This window comes from Bradyrhizobium cedriense (assembly GCF_054602315.1).
The window spans coordinates 350,328-365,906 of record NZ_JBTSWB010000005.1 but is presented as its reverse complement, the minus strand read 5'-3'; the positions used below and the strand labels follow the sequence as shown (position 1 = coordinate 365,906).

Here is a 15,579-nt window from a genome sequence, read left to right as displayed (position 1 = left end):
GCTGCCGGCCCGGATCGATCCGATTTTCGCAGCGCATGCGCCGTTTGCCCCAAGAGCATGCTGAACCAGGTCTTCGAAAGGACCCTTCCATGAAGCGCGTGATGATCCTCAACGGTCCCAACCTCAACATGCTCGGCATCCGCGAGCCGCACATCTACGGCACGACGACGCTGGCAGAGGTCAACGCGAGCTGCGAGGACGCCGCCGCCGGGCTCGGCCTCAAGCTCGCCTTCCACCAGTCCAACCATGAAGGCGTGCTCGTCGATCTGATCCAGTCGGCGCGGCAGGACGCCGATGCCATCGTCATCAACCCGGCCGGCCTCTCATTCACCTCGGTGCCGATCATGGATGCGATCAAGACGTTCGAGGGCCCGGTGCTGGAGGTGCATATCTCCAACATCCACGCCCGCGACGAATATCATCGCCACTCCAGGATCTCGTTCGTGGCGACCGGCGTGATCTGTGGGCTCGGCCCGTTCGGCTACATCGCGGCGCTGCACGCGATCGCCAACATGAAGTGAAGGTCAACTCCCTCTCCGCCGAACGAGAAGGCGAAGACAAACTCACGTCGTCTTGAACTGCAGGACGCCGTCCTTCGTCTCCGCCGTCAGCCGGCCCTCGACGATCATGTAGTTGACGTGGGCGACGAGTTCGCCGGCGGCAAAGCCCATCTGGTGCTCGTCCAGCACGTGCTTGTTGAACACGACAGGCACCAATGCGCGCGAAGTTTGTGGCATTTCGCGGCAGGCTTCCGCGATCAGGCGGCAGCGCTCCTCGTGATGGTCGGCGAGCTGCTTGATGCGGGTCTTCAGTCCATAGAACGGCACGCCATGGCCGGGCAGCACCAGCAGATCATAGGGCAGGGTGGTGGTGAGGCTTGCGAGCGAAGCCAGGTATTCGCCGAGCGAGTTCTGGTCGGGCTCGACCGCCCAGACGCTGACATTGGGCGAGATCTTGCTCAGCACCTGGTCGGCGGAGAGGAACAGCTTGTCGTCGGCGCAATACAGCATGACCTGATCGAGCGCATGGCCGCCGCCGGTGATCACCTTGAAGCGGCGCGTGCCGATCACGATCTCGTCGCCATGCGAGATGCGGCGGTAGGACGGCGGCAGAACCGAGACGCGCTTGAGATAATCCTGGCCGCGCCCGAGCAGCTTCTCGGTCAGCGTCTCGTCCATGCCGTGGCGGCGGAAGAACAGCCGCTGTGCCTCGCGCCGTTCCTCGGTGCCGCGGTTCTGGTGATAGACCGATTGCAGATATTCGACCTGCGACATCACCAGCGGACAGTTGAAGCGCTCGACGATCCACCCGGCGAGGCCGACGTGATCGGGGTGGGAGTGGGTGACGATCAGGCGCGTGATGTTGACGCCCTTCAGCGGTCCCTCGAACAGCTTGGTCCAGGCCTCGATCGTCTCCTCGTTGCCGAAGCCAGCGTCGATCATGGCATAGCCGTCGCCGTCGGCGAGCAGGTAGATGTTCACGTGGTTGAGGCGGAACGGCAGCTTCAGCCGCGCCCACAACACGCCGGGCCTGATCTCCACGACCTCTTCCGGGCCAGGGTGCTGTTCCCAGGGATAGCGAAGTGCCTCGGCCGAGGACTGTGCGGTGTCGGTTTTCGAGCTCATGTTATGGGCTTAAACCCAGCGCGAGCGGGGCGCCAGCCGAAAAAGGATGCCCGGCGGCAACCGCATGGCCGTCATACCGGTGCGGTTTTCCGCCTCGCGGTTGAAGCCGCAAAAACGCGTGGTCTTTCCGGGAGGCGCGTAAACGAGCCCCGGAAATCCCGAGATTGTGGTGGGTGATCCCGGGTTCGCCTCTGCGAGGCGCCCCGGAATGACGATCAAGCCGCCCGCATGTCGTTGAGAAACGAGTCGATTTCACCACGCAGCATGTCGGCCTCGCGGCGGAGCGCGTCCGAGGCGCTCAGCACTTCGCCGGCCGCAGCGCCCGCTTCTGCGGAGGCGGTGGAGACGCCGACGATGTTGCTGGAGACTTCGCTGGTGCCCCCGGCGGCATGCTGGATGTTACGGGCGATCTCGCGCGTGGCGGCGCCCTGCTCCTCGACCGCGGCCGCGATCGTCGTGGTGACGTCGTTGATCTCTCCGATGATCCGGCCGATGCCCTGGATGGCGCCGACCGCGGAGGTCGTGACCTCTTGCATGCTGGCGATCTGGGTGCGGATCTCGTCTGTCGCCTTGGCAGTCTGGCTCGCCAGGCTCTTCACTTCGGAGGCAACCACCGCGAAGCCGCGGCCGGCCTCGCCCGCGCGCGCCGCCTCGATGGTGGCGTTGAGCGCGAGCAGGTTGGTCTGCGAGGCGATGGTCTGGATCAGGTCGACGACGACGCTGATGCGGCTCGCGCCGTCGGCGAGGCTCTGCACCGTGGCGTCGGTGGCGCCGGCCTCGTCGACCGCCTTCTTGGCGATTTCGGCCGAGGTCACCACCTGGCGGCTGATCTCCTGGATCGAGGAGGACAGCTGCTCGGTGCCGGCCGACACGGTCTGCACGTTGACCGAGGTTTCCTCCGCCGCGGAAGCCACCGCGTTCACCAGCGCGTTGGACTGGTCGGCGGTGTTCGACATGCTCTGCGCGGTCGATTGCATCGAGTTGGCCGACTGCGCGAGATTGTCGAGCGCCGAGCGCACCGTGCTTTCGAATTCGGCGATCTTCGCTTCCATGCGCGCGGCACGCTCGGCCTTGGCGATACGGTCCTTGTCCTGCTCGTTCGTCAGGGCGCGGGTCTCGATCATGCTTTCCCGGAACACCTGCAGCGTGTTCGCCATCACCGAGATTTCGTCGTTGTGGTTCTTCGAGCGGTAGATCTCGGTTTCGAGATCGCCGTTCGCGAGCAACTGCATCGACTGATGCAAGGCGCCGATCCGACGCAGGATGTTGCGGCCGACATAGAGCCAGACGAACAGCGCTGAGCCGACCAGCATCAACGCGCCCAGCGCCAGCATGACCGACGTGGCGAGTGAAATCTCCTGCCGCGCCTGGGAGGTCGAGGCGTTGGTTTCCTTCTGTACGCCGTCGACGAGCTGCTGCACGCTGATGCCGAGGCCGACATTCAGCTTGCGGGTCTCGTCGAGGATGGTCTGGCCATAGTCGATGGAGTCGAGCTCCTTCTCGCGCAGATTGAACACGCCGGTCTTGCCGGTGCCGAGAGCGAGCAGCTTCTCCGCCGTCTCGCGCAGCATCTTGTTGCCCTGGTTGTCCGGCAACAGATCGAGGTTGGACCGCAGGCGCCCCTGTGCCGTCTTGAATTCCTTCTGGATGTCGTCGAGCTTGTCGCTCGTGTTCGCCGATAGCGCCGCGCTCATGTTCGCGGCGGCGAGATTGCCGCTGGCGACGACGTTGCCGAGCTGACCGACGGTCTGCGCGGCTTCGGTTGCATCCGCGGCGGACAGGTCGGCCGAACCGAGAATGGCGTTGACGCGCGTCTGCGCGTCCAGCATCGCCGGGCTCGCCGCGCCGACGAACGCGCCCTGCGCGTTGCGAAGCGCATCATACTGCTTGTCATGAAGGGCTGCGATATCGAGCCGTTCGCGGGCCGCCTTCGCCAGGCTCTGAGCCGCCTCGTTGATGCTCTTCATCGTGTCGCTGAGCCCGGAGACGACGCTCTTGTCGCCGCCGAGCTCGATGATCTCCGTGAGCTTCTGTTGCGTCTGCTCCTGCAATTCCCTGAGCTTCTTGGTGCGCTCAGTCAGCGCTTCTTCGCTTTGCGCCGCAAGCAGGGCTGGCCCCTGCGCCGCAAGGCTCGCGCTCAATGCCGACAATTGCAGGCTGGCGGAAAGGCGCGGAATGTCCCGCCCGCTCAGTTCAGTGATGCGTCCGCCGAGAGTCTGCAGCGCCAGGCCGGCGCCTGCCGCGATCACGAGACCCATGCCCGCGATCACCGCGAAGGCCGCGAACAGGCTGCCGCGCACGCCCCATTTCGGCATTTTGAAACGAGGACGGAAGCGGCCAAGGATGCGGCCAAGGCCCAGACGGATCGCCATCGAAATTCCCCCAATGTTCTTGCTTCTGCTTGTGACGGCAGTATCGGCAGTACCGGTTAAAATAATCGCAATTGCCGCAATCGGTTGCGCTCGTTCCGCAGAGCGAAAAAGAAAGGGCCGGCAACGAGGCCGGCCCTTCATCGCGGTAAGGATTTGATAACCGATCAGTAGCGCGCGAAGGCCGGGCTTGCCCAGTTGAAGCGGTAGTTGACGCCCGCCTTGAAGGTATGGTCGTCGGTGGTGAAGTTGCCGGTGCCCGCCAGCGGGCCTGCGGTGAAGTGCGCGTCGCCGAAATTGTAGTACTGGTACTCGGCCTTGGCCGACCAGTTCGGGGCGAACATGTATTCCAGGCCGGCGCCGACCGTATAGCCGTTGCGGTGATCGCCGTCGATGATGAAGGCAGTCGGAACGCCGCCGACCGTCACCTTCTCGTTGTTGTCCGAATAGGCGTAGCCGCCCTTCACATAGAGCAGGCCGGGACCCCAGGTGTAGCCGACGCGCCCGGTGATCGATCCGAGGCCGCGCTGGTCGTTGGTATAGGCGACACCGCCCGGGAACACTGCGCCGACGCTGCCGGAGAGCCAGGAGTACTGGCCTTCGACGCCGACCACGAAATTCGGATTGAGCTGCCAGTCGGCGCCGACCTGCACGCCGCCGAGGAAGCGGCCGTTGCCGTTGTTGCCGGTGGAGAGGCCGTTGAAATTGTTGTCGCTGGAGAACGCGCCGCCGACATGGGCGCCGAGATAGAAGCCCGTCCAGTTGTAGATCGGCGCGGCGTAGGCCGGAGCGGGCGTCTTGTAGTAGTTGCGGTTGCCGAGATCGGCGCCGACGGCCGGCGCAGCCGCGCCCACCACGAGCAGCGCCACGGTCGCAAACAGAATCTTCTTCATCGTCTTGAACTCCAACACGTAAGGTCCCCGGCAGGCGCGCTTTCCGCGCCGTCGTTGGTTTTGCAGATAGCTTGCTTTTGATGAAAATGCTGTCACATGCATGGCACAACGACAGCCAACCTAACTTGTTGGGGCGTAAATGATTTTCGTGCTTAATGACGGCTTAAGAAATGGTGAAGGAAGGCTTAACTTCGCGCCTCTCCGGTAACTCCTGCGCGCCTCTCGTTAACCAAGGCGCCGCCGCGCCTCATCGCGCATCTGCTCGCGAAAGGCCGCGCGCTTCGCCGGCCGGTCTTCCTCGCGCACGTCGTGACGATCGAAGATGTCGAACTTCTCCAGGATAGGATAGCGCTCGCTCGCCATCGCGAGCACGCGCAGGATCTTGGTCGCCTCCGGCGTCGGGCCGCTGACCTCCCAGCGCCGGATGGTGTCGGCGCCACCCTTCTCCGGCAATCCGCACAGCTTCGCCATGTCGGCCGCCGTGAGCTGCCGCTGGAGGGCGTCGGAGAGGTCGTTGCGAAGCTGCTTCAGTTCGGCGCCGGTCATGCTGCTTGCGTCCAGGAAGTCACTGAACGCAATGCACTAGCGCTGATTCGGGGCCTTCCGAAGACCGCGAGCAAGCGGCGGTACATTCGTACGCGCACGAAATTATGAAGGAAGACCCATGGAAATTCTCCAATGATGAATAATTGGCAAATGGGGCCCACCGGCGAAAGGATCAGCCATGACCATAGCCAAACTCGCCATTGCCGCGCTCGTCACTGCCGGGCTGCTTGCCGCGCCTTTCGCGGCTGAAGCGAAGAAGGTCCGCTCGAGCCGGCACTACAGCACCGGTGTGGTGGCGCCGACCTATGGAGGCGTCGGTTCAGCGGCCGCGCAATCCAGGCCGACCTATGGGTCGTCCGGGCAGACCGTCGGCACGGTCACCGCGCCATCGATCGGCTCTTACAACTGGCCCTCGGTCGGCGTGACCAACTCGGTCCCCACCTGGAGCAATACGACGAGGTAGACGGCATTGCTGCGAGGCGGACGCCGGTGCAAGTCAGCGCGTGGCCGTCGTAAGGCCGGAGAGGGCGTAGAGCGCCACCAGCAACGTTGCGACCGACAGCATCGTCGTGATCGAGACCGTGGCCGCAACCAGCTTCTCCTCGACCTTGTGCTCGTGCGCGAGGACATACACGGTCTTCGCCGTCGGCACGGCCGCGCAGACCACCGCCGCGACCGTGGAGAGAGGGTCGAGGTCCAGGGCCACACAGAGCCCGTAGACGATCAGCGGCATGACCACCAGTTTCACTGCCGCGAGCGCAAACGACGCCTTCATGTTCGAACGCAGGCCCTCGACGGACAATCCCAGCCCGATGGCAAACAGCGCGCAGGGCGTCAGCGCGGCGGCGATGATGTTCAGATAGGCCGCGACCGCCGCCGGGATCGGCAGGCCCGTCATCGCCCACACGAGCCCAATGAGGGTCGACAGCACCATCGGATTGAGCAGGATCTGCTTGGCCAGCCCCGCCGAATGCGCAGGCTCGCGCGCGTCCTTTTCCAGCAGGATCACCGTGATCGGAAACATCACGGCGGCCACGAACACCGTCGCCACGGCTGCAGGCAGAACGGCCGGCTGGCCATAGATCGCATGCAGGATCGGCAGCGCGACGAACCCGGTGTTGGTCATCGCCGCCGCCATCCCATGGATCGTGCTGCTGGCGAGATCGTGCTTGCCACCCGCTCGGACGGCCACGAAGACCATCGCGAAGCAGATCAGGGAGCCGCCGCCGAATGCGAGCAGGAAGCGCCATTCCAGCAGGTTGCGCGCCGGCTCCTGCGCGATCGTGACGACCAGCAGCGCAGGCATCGCGACATTGTAGGCAAAGTGAACCAGGCTATCGGCAAGCGCGCGGGAGAGATAGCCGAACTCGCCAGCGAGCCAGCCGGTGACGATGATCGCGAAGACGGGAAGAACGAGGCTGGCGACCTCCATCCGGCTCCCCCTGTGCCAGGCAACTGGAGGTCATCCTAACGTGGCAACGCATGCTCGTCACGGCTCAACCGGACCGCGCCGCCCGATCAGGCGTTCCCTTGCCTCAGGCGCCCCTGCCTGTTTGTTGCCGAACACGCAACGCCATGCCGCCAAGCGCGCCGCCGGATGTTGATTCATCCATTCGTCGCGCTGGGGCGCACCCATCAGACAAGACCGTACCGACACGTCAGCGAAGTCCGACGCGGTGACGATCTGGTCGCGACAATTTCCCAGAAGTGGAGAGGCTGCAGAGCACGGCAAAGATCTTGATCACGTCAGATTTCCCACGTCGCCGCCGGACGCGCGTCCGGTGGCCGCCCGGTCCTGCTGCTCGCCGGCCGCATCGGTCGGCGGAAAAATGCTGTCGTAGATCGCCCGCGCCTCCTGGATGAGGCGAACGCGCTCGCGCTCGGATTTCGAGACAAACTGAACAACCTCTCCCATATCGGCTCCAATCAATCGGCAGATCCATCATCTGATGATGGAAATCATTTCATTTGGATGTGGGATCACGGCTTCGGTTTTGCTGCAGCGTCGTCGGTCACGAGGAATAAAAAGCCCGTGACCGTTCCGTGCCTGACGCGGATCGGAGTACCGCCGCGAAATGCCTCTCACGCCGCCGGCGCGTGCTCCTTGCGACCCGGCACCGCCGCGAGCAACTCGCGCGTGTAAGGGTGCTCGGGCGCGGCGAACAGCTGCGCGGTCGGCTTCAGCTCGACGATGGCGCCGCGTTGCATCACCGCGATGCGGTCGCAAATTTGCGCGGCGACACGTAAATCATGGGTGATGAACAGCATCGAGAGGCCGAGGCGCGCCTTGAGGTCTTCGAGCAGACTCAACACCTGCGCCTGGACCGAGACGTCCAGCGCGGAGACGGCTTCGTCTGCGACGATGATCTCCGGCTCGAGCGCCAGCGCGCGGGCGATGCCGATGCGCTGGCGCTGGCCACCGGAGAATTCGTGCGGATAGCGTTCGAGAGCGCCGGCGTCGAGGCCCACCATCTTGAGGAGGTCGCGGGCGCGGTCGAATGCAACTTTCGGGTCGATGCCGGCCGCGATCGGGCCGTCTGCTATGATGTGGCCGATCTTACGCCGCGGATTGAGCGAGGCGAACGGATCCTGGAAGATCATCTGGATACGATGACGCTCGGCGCGCAGCGCCTTCCCGGACAGCGAGGTGAGATCGGTCTCGCCGATCCGCACGGTGCCGCGGTCGGCCTCGATCAGCCGCATCACCAGACGCGCGACCGACGATTTGCCGGAGCCGGATTCGCCGACCAGGCCGAGCGTCTCGCCCTTGAGGATGTCGAAATTGACCGCGCGCGCAGCATCGACGCGGCGGTCCTGGCGAAACCAGCCGCCCGAGGTGACATAGGTCTTGTCCAACCCGATCACCTCGACGGCCCTGGCCCGATCGTCGAGAGGAGCGCGCGCCGGCGGATCCATCGACGGCACGGCGGCGAGCAGCGCTTTGGTGTAGTCGTGCTGCGGCGCGCTGAAGACCGTTGCGGCGGGACCTTCCTCCACGACCTTGCCGTGCCTGAGCACCACGACCTGGTCGGCAATGTCGGCGACGACGCCGAAATCATGGGTGATGAACATCACCGCCATGTTGCGGTTGCGCTGGAGGTTGCGGATCAGCTTCAGGATCTGCGCCTGTGTGGTGACGTCGAGCGCGGTCGTCGGCTCGTCCGCGACCAGCACGGCCGGCTCGAGCGCGAGGGCCATCGCGATCATGGCGCGCTGGCGCTGGCCGCCGGAGAGTTGGTGCGGATAAGCGCGCACGATGCGCTCGGGGTCGGGCAGGCCGACTTCGCGTGCCAATGCCAGCGCCCTCGCGCGCCGCTCCTTCGGCGTCAGCAGGCCGTGCGCCTCGAACATCTCCGCCATCTGGTCGCCGATCCGCATCAACGGATTGAGCGCAGTCATCGGCTCCTGAAAGATCATCGCGAGCCGGCGTCCGCGCAGATCGCGCCAGCCGTCGTCATCGAGCTTGAGCAGGTCGCGGCCCTCGAACATGATCTCGCCGGCCGTGACGTCGACCGTATCGGGCAAGAGACCCATCAGCGCGTGCGCGCACATCGATTTGCCGGAACCGGATTCGCCGACCACGCAGACGATCTTGCCGGCCCGCAGGTCCAGCGAGATGCCGTCGACGGCGTACGGCCGCTCGGCGCTCTTGGGCAGCGCGATCCGCAGGTTCTTGATGGAGACGGTGGCGGGGGCGGTCATGTCAGCGTCCCTCGCGCGACAGGCGCGGATTGAGCGCGTCGTTGAGGCCTTCGCCGATCAGATTGAGGCCGAGCACCGAGATCAGGATGGCGACGCCGGGAAACACGGTGATCCACCACGCCTGGCGGATCACGGTGCGGCCGGCACCGACCATGTAGCCCCAGGAGATCAGGTTGGGATCGCCGAGGCCGAGGAACGACAGCGAGGATTCCAGGAGGATCGCGGTGGCCACCATCAGGGAGGCCAGCACGATCACGGGTGACAGCGCGTTGGGCAGGATCTCGCGCAGGATGATCCAGCTGTTGCTCTGGCCGGTGACCACGGCGGCCTGGACATATTCGCGCGTGCGCAGGGACAGCACCTCGCCGCGGACGAGGCGCGCCACCGGCGGCCAGCTCACCACCGCGATCGAGGCCACGATCGAATAGATCGAGGGCTGCAGGATCGCGACCAGCACGATCGCGAGCGCGAAGCTCGGAATGGTCTGGAAGAATTCGGTGAAGCGCATCAGGGCGTCGTCGACCTTGCCGCCGAAATAGCCGGCCATGGCGCCGATCGGCACGCCGACGATCAGTGCGGCCAGCGTGGAGACGAGGCCGACCAGCAGCGACACCCTTGCGCCGAAGATCATGCCGGCGAACACGTCGCGTCCGAGCGCGTCGGTGCCGAGCGGCACGGTCGAGAGCGTGAACGGCGGCAGGAACGGCCGCTGCACCATGCGCCAGGGCGAATTCGGGAACAGCATCGGTCCGAACACCGCGACGGAGATCGCGAGCAGGAGGATGACGAGCCCGATGACGCCGCTCGGGCTTCTGAGCATCGATTTCCAGAACTGTTTCATGAGGCGAATTCGATGCGCGGATCGACCAGCCGATAGACGAGGTCGGTGATGAGGTTGAAGATGAGGACCATGGCGGAGCAGATCACGAACACGCCGAGCAGCAGATTGTAGTCCCGCTGCAAAAGCGCGTCGTACATCAGGCGCCCGATGCCGGGCCAGGCGAACACGGTCTCGGTGATGACGGCGCCGCCGATCAGCGTGCCGGAATGCACGCCGGCGAGCGTCACGACCGGCAGCAGCGCGTTGCGCAGCACGTGGCGGCGCTGGATCACGGCGTCGGAGAGACCCTTCGCGCGCGCGGTCTTGACGAAGTCGAGCCGTTTCACCTCCAGCATCGAGGCGCGCGTCATGCGGGTGTAGGTCGCCATGAAGAACAGGCCGAGCGTCATCGCCGGCATGATCAGGTGTTTTGCGACGTCGAGCGCATGGGCAAGGCCGGTGAGATTGGCGCCGACCGTCTCGTAACCGAAGCTCGGCAACCAATCCATGGTGACCGAGAACAGCAGTATGCCCATCAGCGCCACCCAGAAGATCGGCATGGCGTAGAAGATCAGCGCGAACACGGTGATGGCGGTGTCGAGGAAAGTTCCGGCAAAGCGCGCGGCGAAGGTGCCGAACAGGACGCCGAGCGCGAGCGAGATCGCGAAGGCGGTCAGCGTCAGCAGCAGCGTCGCCGGCAGTCGCTCGCCGATCAGCTTTGCGACCGGCGCCTGCTGGCGGAACGAGAAGCCGAGGTCGAGCGTCACGACGCCCTTGACGTAGATGAAGAGCTGCTCGGGCAGCGGCTTGTCGAGGCCGAACTTCTCCCTGAGCTGCTTGACGAAGACCTGATCGCTGGCCCCAGCCTCGCCCGCCATCACGACGGCGGGGTCGCCGGGCGCGAGCCGGATCAGGAAGAAATTGAGAACGACGATCGCGAGCAGGACGATCACGCCCTTCACGACACGCTGGGCAACAAAGGAGAGCATCTTAGATGGCGATCAGATCGGGTTGAACGCAGCCGCAATCACGGTGCGCTCCCTCTCCCGCTTGCGGGAGAGGGTAGGGGAGAGGGTTTTTCCGCAGAGAGAGCGCCAAGAGGAGAAAGCTCCCACCCGCTACGCGCTTCGCACGTAGCGACCTCTCCCGCAAGCGGGAGAGGTAAGCGGAGTTCGGAGCAACCGCCCTCACTTGTCGAGCCATGCATCCTTGAAGCCGTCATTGACCCCGATCGCCGTGGTGATCAGGTTCTTGACCTTGCAGCGCGTGATGGTCGGGAATTGCAGCTCCAGCATCCAGGCCACCGGCACGTCCTCGACCAGGATCTTCTGCGCCTTCTCGTAGATCTCCTTGCGCTTGGAGTCCGGGGTCGCGACGGCGCCTTCGGCGAACAGCTTGTCGATCTCCGGGTTGGAATAACCCTCGACGTTGTTGAACATCTGGCCCTTGGCGATGTTGCTGGAGATGTAGTTGCGGCCGACCCCGAGCGCGGGATCGCCATATTGATAGAGATAGGTGAATGCGATGTCGTAATCCCAGTCGCCGATCTTCTGGTTGCCGCCGGCAACGTCGGTGGCGATGGTCTCGATGGTCATGCCGACGTCCTGGAGGTTCTGCTTCACGGCCTCACCCCAGCGCTGCCAGGTCTCGCCATAGGCGAGCGGCAACAGGCGGATCTTTTCGCCCTTGTAACCGGCTTCCTTCAGCAGCGCCTTGGCCTTGGCCGGATCGTACGGATATTTCTTCACGTCGTCGGTGTAATATTTGATGGTCGAGGCGGACGGGCCGGTGGCGACCTTGCCGAGCCCGTTCCAGATCACGTCCTTGGCGAAGTCGCGGTCGATCGCGTACATGATCGCCTGCCGCACGCGCTTGTCGGCGAGCGGTCCCTGGCGGTTGTTCAGCCACAGCCAGGCGAGCGGCGAGAAGAATTCCCAGCCGGCGCCGGTGACGCAGGTGTCCTTCAGCTTCGACAGGCGCGGCACGTCGAAATTCTCGACCGAGCCGCCGGGCAGCACGTCGACCTTGCCGGTCTCGTACGCCACCGAGCGCGCCGCGGCGTCGGGGATGATCTGCCAGTAGATCTCGTCGATATAGGGCTTGCCCTTCTCGTAATAGTTCGGGTTCTTGACCAGGCGAATGAACGAGCCCTTCTGCCATTCCTTGAACATGAAGGGGCCGGTGCCCACAGGCGCGTTGTTGTAGGGATTGGTCTTCCAGTCGGTGCCTTCATAGAGATGCTTCGGCACCATCGGCATCGAGCCGACCTCAAAGATGCCGAGGAACGGGCCGAATGGCTGCTTCAGCGTGAAGACCACCGTGTGGTCGTCGGGGGCCTCGACCTTGTCGACCTGCGCCAGGTTGGTGCGGGCACGCGCGTGCGTCTGCTTCAGCATCTCGATCGAGAACAGCACGTCGGCGGCAGTGAAGGGCTTGCCGTCGTGCCAGGTGACGCCTTTCCTGAGCTTGAAGGTGTAGGTCTTGGCGTCCTCGCTGACGCTCCAGCTCTCGGCGAGCTCCGGCTGCGGCTCGAGCTTGGGGCTATAGCGCAACAGCCCTTCCAAGATGTTGCCCGACACCATCTGGGTCGGGCCGTTCTGGACCTGCGCAAGCATCAGGCCGGGCGGCTCGGGCTGGATCACGGCATTGATCGTGCCCCCCGTCTTCGGCGCCTGTGCCAGCGCCGAGGCCGTGAGGCCGTAAGCCAGGAGAAGACCAAGCAACACTCGTTTTGGCATGTCGTATCTTTCTCAAGCGAGACCGACCGTAAACGTTTCGCGACGTCCTCACGCGCGAAGCGACGGCCGGCCCATCCCAGTCCCCATCCGGGAGCGAGGCTCACACAGTCCCGTTCGGCGCCGCAAGATGAAAGTCGCGACAGTGTTCGCACAAAAAATGTACAGCGCGTCCTGTTATCCCACATGCTCTCCGCCAAGGCGGATCGGCCGCTCCCGCTGATCAGGCGGCCTCAGTCATGTCGGGACTCGGTGGAGGCGGTGCACAAGGCTGCGCCTGCGACCAAAAGCGTCAGGTCATCATTTCGCGCCGAGCGCCCGTCGCAGTTCGTCGAGCGCGTCGGCGAGTTGCTCGCGGTGCGCGATGTCGTCCTTGGGCAGCGCAGCGACGCTGCCCGCGAGCTCCCGCAGGATGCCGGCGAGCAGGCCGAAATTGATGTGCAGATGCACCGATTTGCGTTCGTCGGCCGCGCCGGGATGTTGCAGCACCAGCGCAACGCCGCTGCCATCGAGGCGCGCCTCGAACCGGGACGAATGCTCGAAGGTGCCGACATAGAACTTGTCGGGATATTCGAGCGCGATCTCTGCCTTGTCGGGAACCGGCCTGGACATGTGAACCTCATCGATAGCCGAACCCTTCTGGCTCGGAATGAGCCGGACCGCCTTGCGATAGGTCAGAGGCGGATCAGCACCCGATTTGATCCGGATCAAAGCCGAGCCACCGCCTTTGCGATCGAATGGCAAGTAGCGGGACTGCGCGTCCCGTTCCCTTGGGTGCGAGACGATCGATGGACATTCGGGCCACGACTATTCCTGCGGACGACGATAGCGGACCTGATGCCGCCGACCTCGATCTTTCGTCGGAGGCGGGCGTGCAGCGCTGCCTGCAATTGCTGAGCAATGCCGGCCTGCGTCCGACGCGCCAACGCTTGGCGCTCGGACGATTGTTGTTCCTGGGCGGCCATCGTCACGTCACCGCGGAGGGCCTCTACGAAGAGGCGATGGCGGCGAACGCGTATCTGTCGCTCGCGACCGTCTACAACACGCTGAACCAGTTCACCGAAGCCGGCCTGCTGCGTCGCATCGCGGCCGACGGCATCAAGTCGTTCTTCGACACCGACACATCCGTGCATCCGCACTTCTATCTCGAAGGCGAGGATGTGCTGGTCGACGTAACTGACGGCCTGGCCTTCACCAAGGTGCCCGAGGCGCTTCCCGGCCACGAGATCGCGCGGCTCGACGTCATCGTCCATTTGCGCCGCAAGCGCGTAGCGTAACCCGGGGGCCTGGCGAACCGCCTAGTCCAGCCCGGCCCGGCGGAATCCCTCCAGATAGTGTTCGCGATCCCCGTCATTGGCCCACGGCAGCCGCGTCGCGATCCAGTGGAGCGAAATGTTCGGCTGGGTGCGCCGGAGCTCGCCCAGTGCCACCTCCGCAAGCGCGCCGTCGCCGATCATGCCGGCGCAAACCGCGAGCACGCGATAGGCGCCGGTGAGGTCGCCGCGGTGGCGGATCGCCTCGCGCGCCAGCGCGATGGCCTCGTCATAGCGCCGTTCGGTGAAGCGCGCATAGGCGGCGATGCCGTGATAGATCGCCAGTGACGGATCGCGCGGCGACAGCCGGATCGCCCTTTGCGCGGCCTCGAACGAATCCTGGGAACGTCCGGCATAGGACAGCGCCAGCGCGTAATAGCCCTGCGCCAGCGAGAAGTTCGGATTGAGCGCGAGCGCCTGCTCGAACTCGGACAGCGCGTCCGCAAGCCGGCGCGTCGAGAAGCAGACGCTGCCGAGCGCGGCATGCGCCCAGGCGTCCTCGTGATCGCAGCGGACCGCGGCGAGCGCGGCGGCTTCCGCGGCCGGGGCGACCGCGGCCAGCTCGACCCAGCCGAGATGCACGCCGAACATGTCGTTCACCGCCAGCACCGACAGCGCCTGGCCGTAGTTCGGATCGATCTCGATCGCGCGCTCGAGCAGTGCCCGCGCGGTGTCGTGATCCCTCCGGGTCACGCGCCAGCAATGCGACAGTGCACGCATCAGAAGGTCCCATGCGTCCAGGTTCGCAGGCGGCTTGCGGTGGGCGCGAAAGCTCTCCGCCGCATGAAGTTGCGGCTCGATGGCCGCGACGATCGCGTTGGTGATCTCGTCCTGCACGGCGAAGACGTCGACGAGCTCGCGGTCATAGCGCTCGGCCCAGAGATGATTTCCTGATACGGCGTCGTTGAGCTGCGCGGTGATCCGCACCCGGTTGTCCGCCTTGCGCACGCTGCCTTCCACGACGTAGCGGACGCCGAGCTCCTCGGCGATCTGCCTGATGTCGACCGCGCGTCCCTTGTAGGTGAAGGAGGAGTTGCGTGCGATCACCATGAACCAGCGCTGCTTCGACAGCGCGGTGAGGATGTCCTCGCTGATCCCGTCGCCGAAATAGTCCTGTGCGGGATCGCCGCTCATGTTTTCGAAGGCGAGCACCGCGATCGCGGGACGATCCGCCGCGCGCGGGGGAGCGGGCCTGGCTTCCGCCCGCGCGGGGGATGCTGCCGCTTCTTCCCGGACCTCGCCGACGAAACGAAAGCCCTTGCGCGGAATGGTCTTGATCAGCCGCTGGGCCGCGCCGTCGTCGCCAATCGCCTTGCGCGCGGCGTTGATCCGGCTGTTCAGGGCGGAATCCGAGACGATGCGGTCGCCCCAGATCTGGCTGATCAGGTCATCCTTGCTGACCACACGCGCGCGTTGCTCGACCAGATAAAGCAAGAGATCGAACACTTGCGGCTGCAACGGAACGGCCGCCCCGTCGCAGGTGAGCTCCCGCAGGTGACCGTCGAGCACGTTGTTTTCAAAGAGAAATCGCACGTTTTCGTCGTCTCAAGCAAAAATCAAAGTCGTCTCAGGCGAA

15 protein-coding genes are annotated in these 15,579 nt (G+C 64.8%); 3 read left to right on the top strand and 12 right to left on the bottom strand.

What is annotated here, in order from left to right; genetic code table 11:
• Positions 1-89: 89 nt before the first annotated feature.
• Entirely contained in the window at positions 90-521 is a 432-nt protein-coding gene (gene aroQ / locus ACYCVF_RS22965; RefSeq protein WP_459600528.1) for a type II 3-dehydroquinate dehydratase, read from the top strand.
• Between the two features lie 42 nt (positions 522-563).
• Here aroQ and ACYCVF_RS22960 read toward each other — a convergent pair whose 3' ends face one another.
• The 4 genes from ACYCVF_RS22960 to ACYCVF_RS22945 all read right to left on the bottom strand — a co-directional run bounded on the left by ACYCVF_RS22960 (position 564) and on the right by ACYCVF_RS22945 (position 5,433).
• A complete protein-coding gene (locus ACYCVF_RS22960; protein ID WP_459600526.1) occupies positions 564-1,625 on the bottom strand; it encodes an MBL fold metallo-hydrolase in 1,062 nt (353 codons plus the stop codon).
• A 215-nt stretch (positions 1,626-1,840) separates the two neighbouring features.
• Positions 1,841-3,997, bottom strand: a complete 2,157-nt coding sequence (locus ACYCVF_RS22955; RefSeq protein ID WP_459600524.1) for a methyl-accepting chemotaxis protein — start codon at positions 3,995-3,997, stop codon at positions 1,841-1,843.
• 164 nt (positions 3,998-4,161) lie between these two features.
• Positions 4,162-4,887: an outer membrane protein gene (locus ACYCVF_RS22950; RefSeq protein ID WP_459600522.1), complete on the bottom strand. Its 726-nt coding sequence runs from the start codon at positions 4,885-4,887 to the stop codon at positions 4,162-4,164.
• A gap of 225 nt (positions 4,888-5,112) precedes the next feature.
• Positions 5,113-5,433, bottom strand: a complete 321-nt coding sequence (locus ACYCVF_RS22945; RefSeq protein ID WP_459600520.1) for a hypothetical protein — start codon at positions 5,431-5,433, stop codon at positions 5,113-5,115.
• A 178-nt stretch (positions 5,434-5,611) separates the two neighbouring features.
• On the opposite strand from ACYCVF_RS22945, the gene ACYCVF_RS22940 reads away from it, so the two are divergent.
• The gene (locus ACYCVF_RS22940; protein ID WP_459600518.1) at positions 5,612-5,896 is read left to right on the top strand and encodes a hypothetical protein; all 285 of its coding nucleotides are present in this window, start codon (positions 5,612-5,614) and stop codon (positions 5,894-5,896) included.
• A 33-nt stretch (positions 5,897-5,929) separates the two neighbouring features.
• Here ACYCVF_RS22940 and ACYCVF_RS22935 read toward each other — a convergent pair whose 3' ends face one another.
• The 7 genes from ACYCVF_RS22935 to ACYCVF_RS22905 all read right to left on the bottom strand — a co-directional run bounded on the left by ACYCVF_RS22935 (position 5,930) and on the right by ACYCVF_RS22905 (position 13,302).
• Positions 5,930-6,865, bottom strand: a complete 936-nt coding sequence (locus ACYCVF_RS22935) for an AEC family transporter (protein WP_459600516.1) — start codon at positions 6,863-6,865, stop codon at positions 5,930-5,932.
• Positions 6,866-7,174: 309 nt separating this feature from the next.
• Positions 7,175-7,348: a hypothetical protein gene (locus tag ACYCVF_RS22930; RefSeq protein WP_459600514.1), complete on the bottom strand. Its 174-nt coding sequence runs from the start codon at positions 7,346-7,348 to the stop codon at positions 7,175-7,177.
• A gap of 167 nt (positions 7,349-7,515) precedes the next feature.
• The gene (locus ACYCVF_RS22925) at positions 7,516-9,135 is read right to left on the bottom strand and encodes an ABC transporter ATP-binding protein (RefSeq protein ID WP_459600512.1); all 1,620 of its coding nucleotides are present in this window, start codon (positions 9,133-9,135) and stop codon (positions 7,516-7,518) included.
• Position 9,136: 1 nt separating this feature from the next.
• Entirely contained in the window at positions 9,137-9,976 is an 840-nt protein-coding gene (locus tag ACYCVF_RS22920) for an ABC transporter permease (RefSeq protein WP_459600510.1), read from the bottom strand.
• Positions 9,973-10,944, bottom strand: coding sequence for an ABC transporter permease (locus tag ACYCVF_RS22915; protein ID WP_459600508.1), 972 nt, complete (start codon positions 10,942-10,944; stop codon positions 9,973-9,975). Before ACYCVF_RS22915 ends, ACYCVF_RS22920 begins: the two co-directional genes overlap by 4 nt.
• Positions 10,945-11,142: 198 nt before the next feature.
• Complete coding sequence (locus ACYCVF_RS22910; RefSeq protein ID WP_459600506.1) at positions 11,143-12,693, bottom strand: ABC transporter substrate-binding protein; 1,551 nt, start codon at positions 12,691-12,693, stop codon at positions 11,143-11,145.
• Positions 12,694-12,990: 297 nt separating this feature from the next.
• Positions 12,991-13,302 carry a hypothetical protein gene (locus ACYCVF_RS22905; protein WP_459600504.1) on the bottom strand — a complete coding sequence of 104 codons (312 nt, stop codon included), beginning with the start codon at positions 13,300-13,302 and terminating at the stop codon, positions 12,991-12,993.
• Between the two features lie 176 nt (positions 13,303-13,478).
• On the opposite strand from ACYCVF_RS22905, the gene irr reads away from it, so the two are divergent.
• Positions 13,479-13,967 (top strand): Fur family transcriptional regulator Irr, encoded by a 489-nt coding sequence (gene irr / locus ACYCVF_RS22900; RefSeq protein WP_459600502.1) that lies wholly within the window; start codon positions 13,479-13,481, stop codon positions 13,965-13,967.
• A gap of 21 nt (positions 13,968-13,988) precedes the next feature.
• Here irr and ACYCVF_RS22895 read toward each other — a convergent pair whose 3' ends face one another.
• Positions 13,989-15,536: a winged helix-turn-helix domain-containing protein gene (locus ACYCVF_RS22895; protein WP_459600500.1), complete on the bottom strand. Its 1,548-nt coding sequence runs from the start codon at positions 15,534-15,536 to the stop codon at positions 13,989-13,991.
• Positions 15,537-15,579 lie beyond the last annotated feature (43 nt).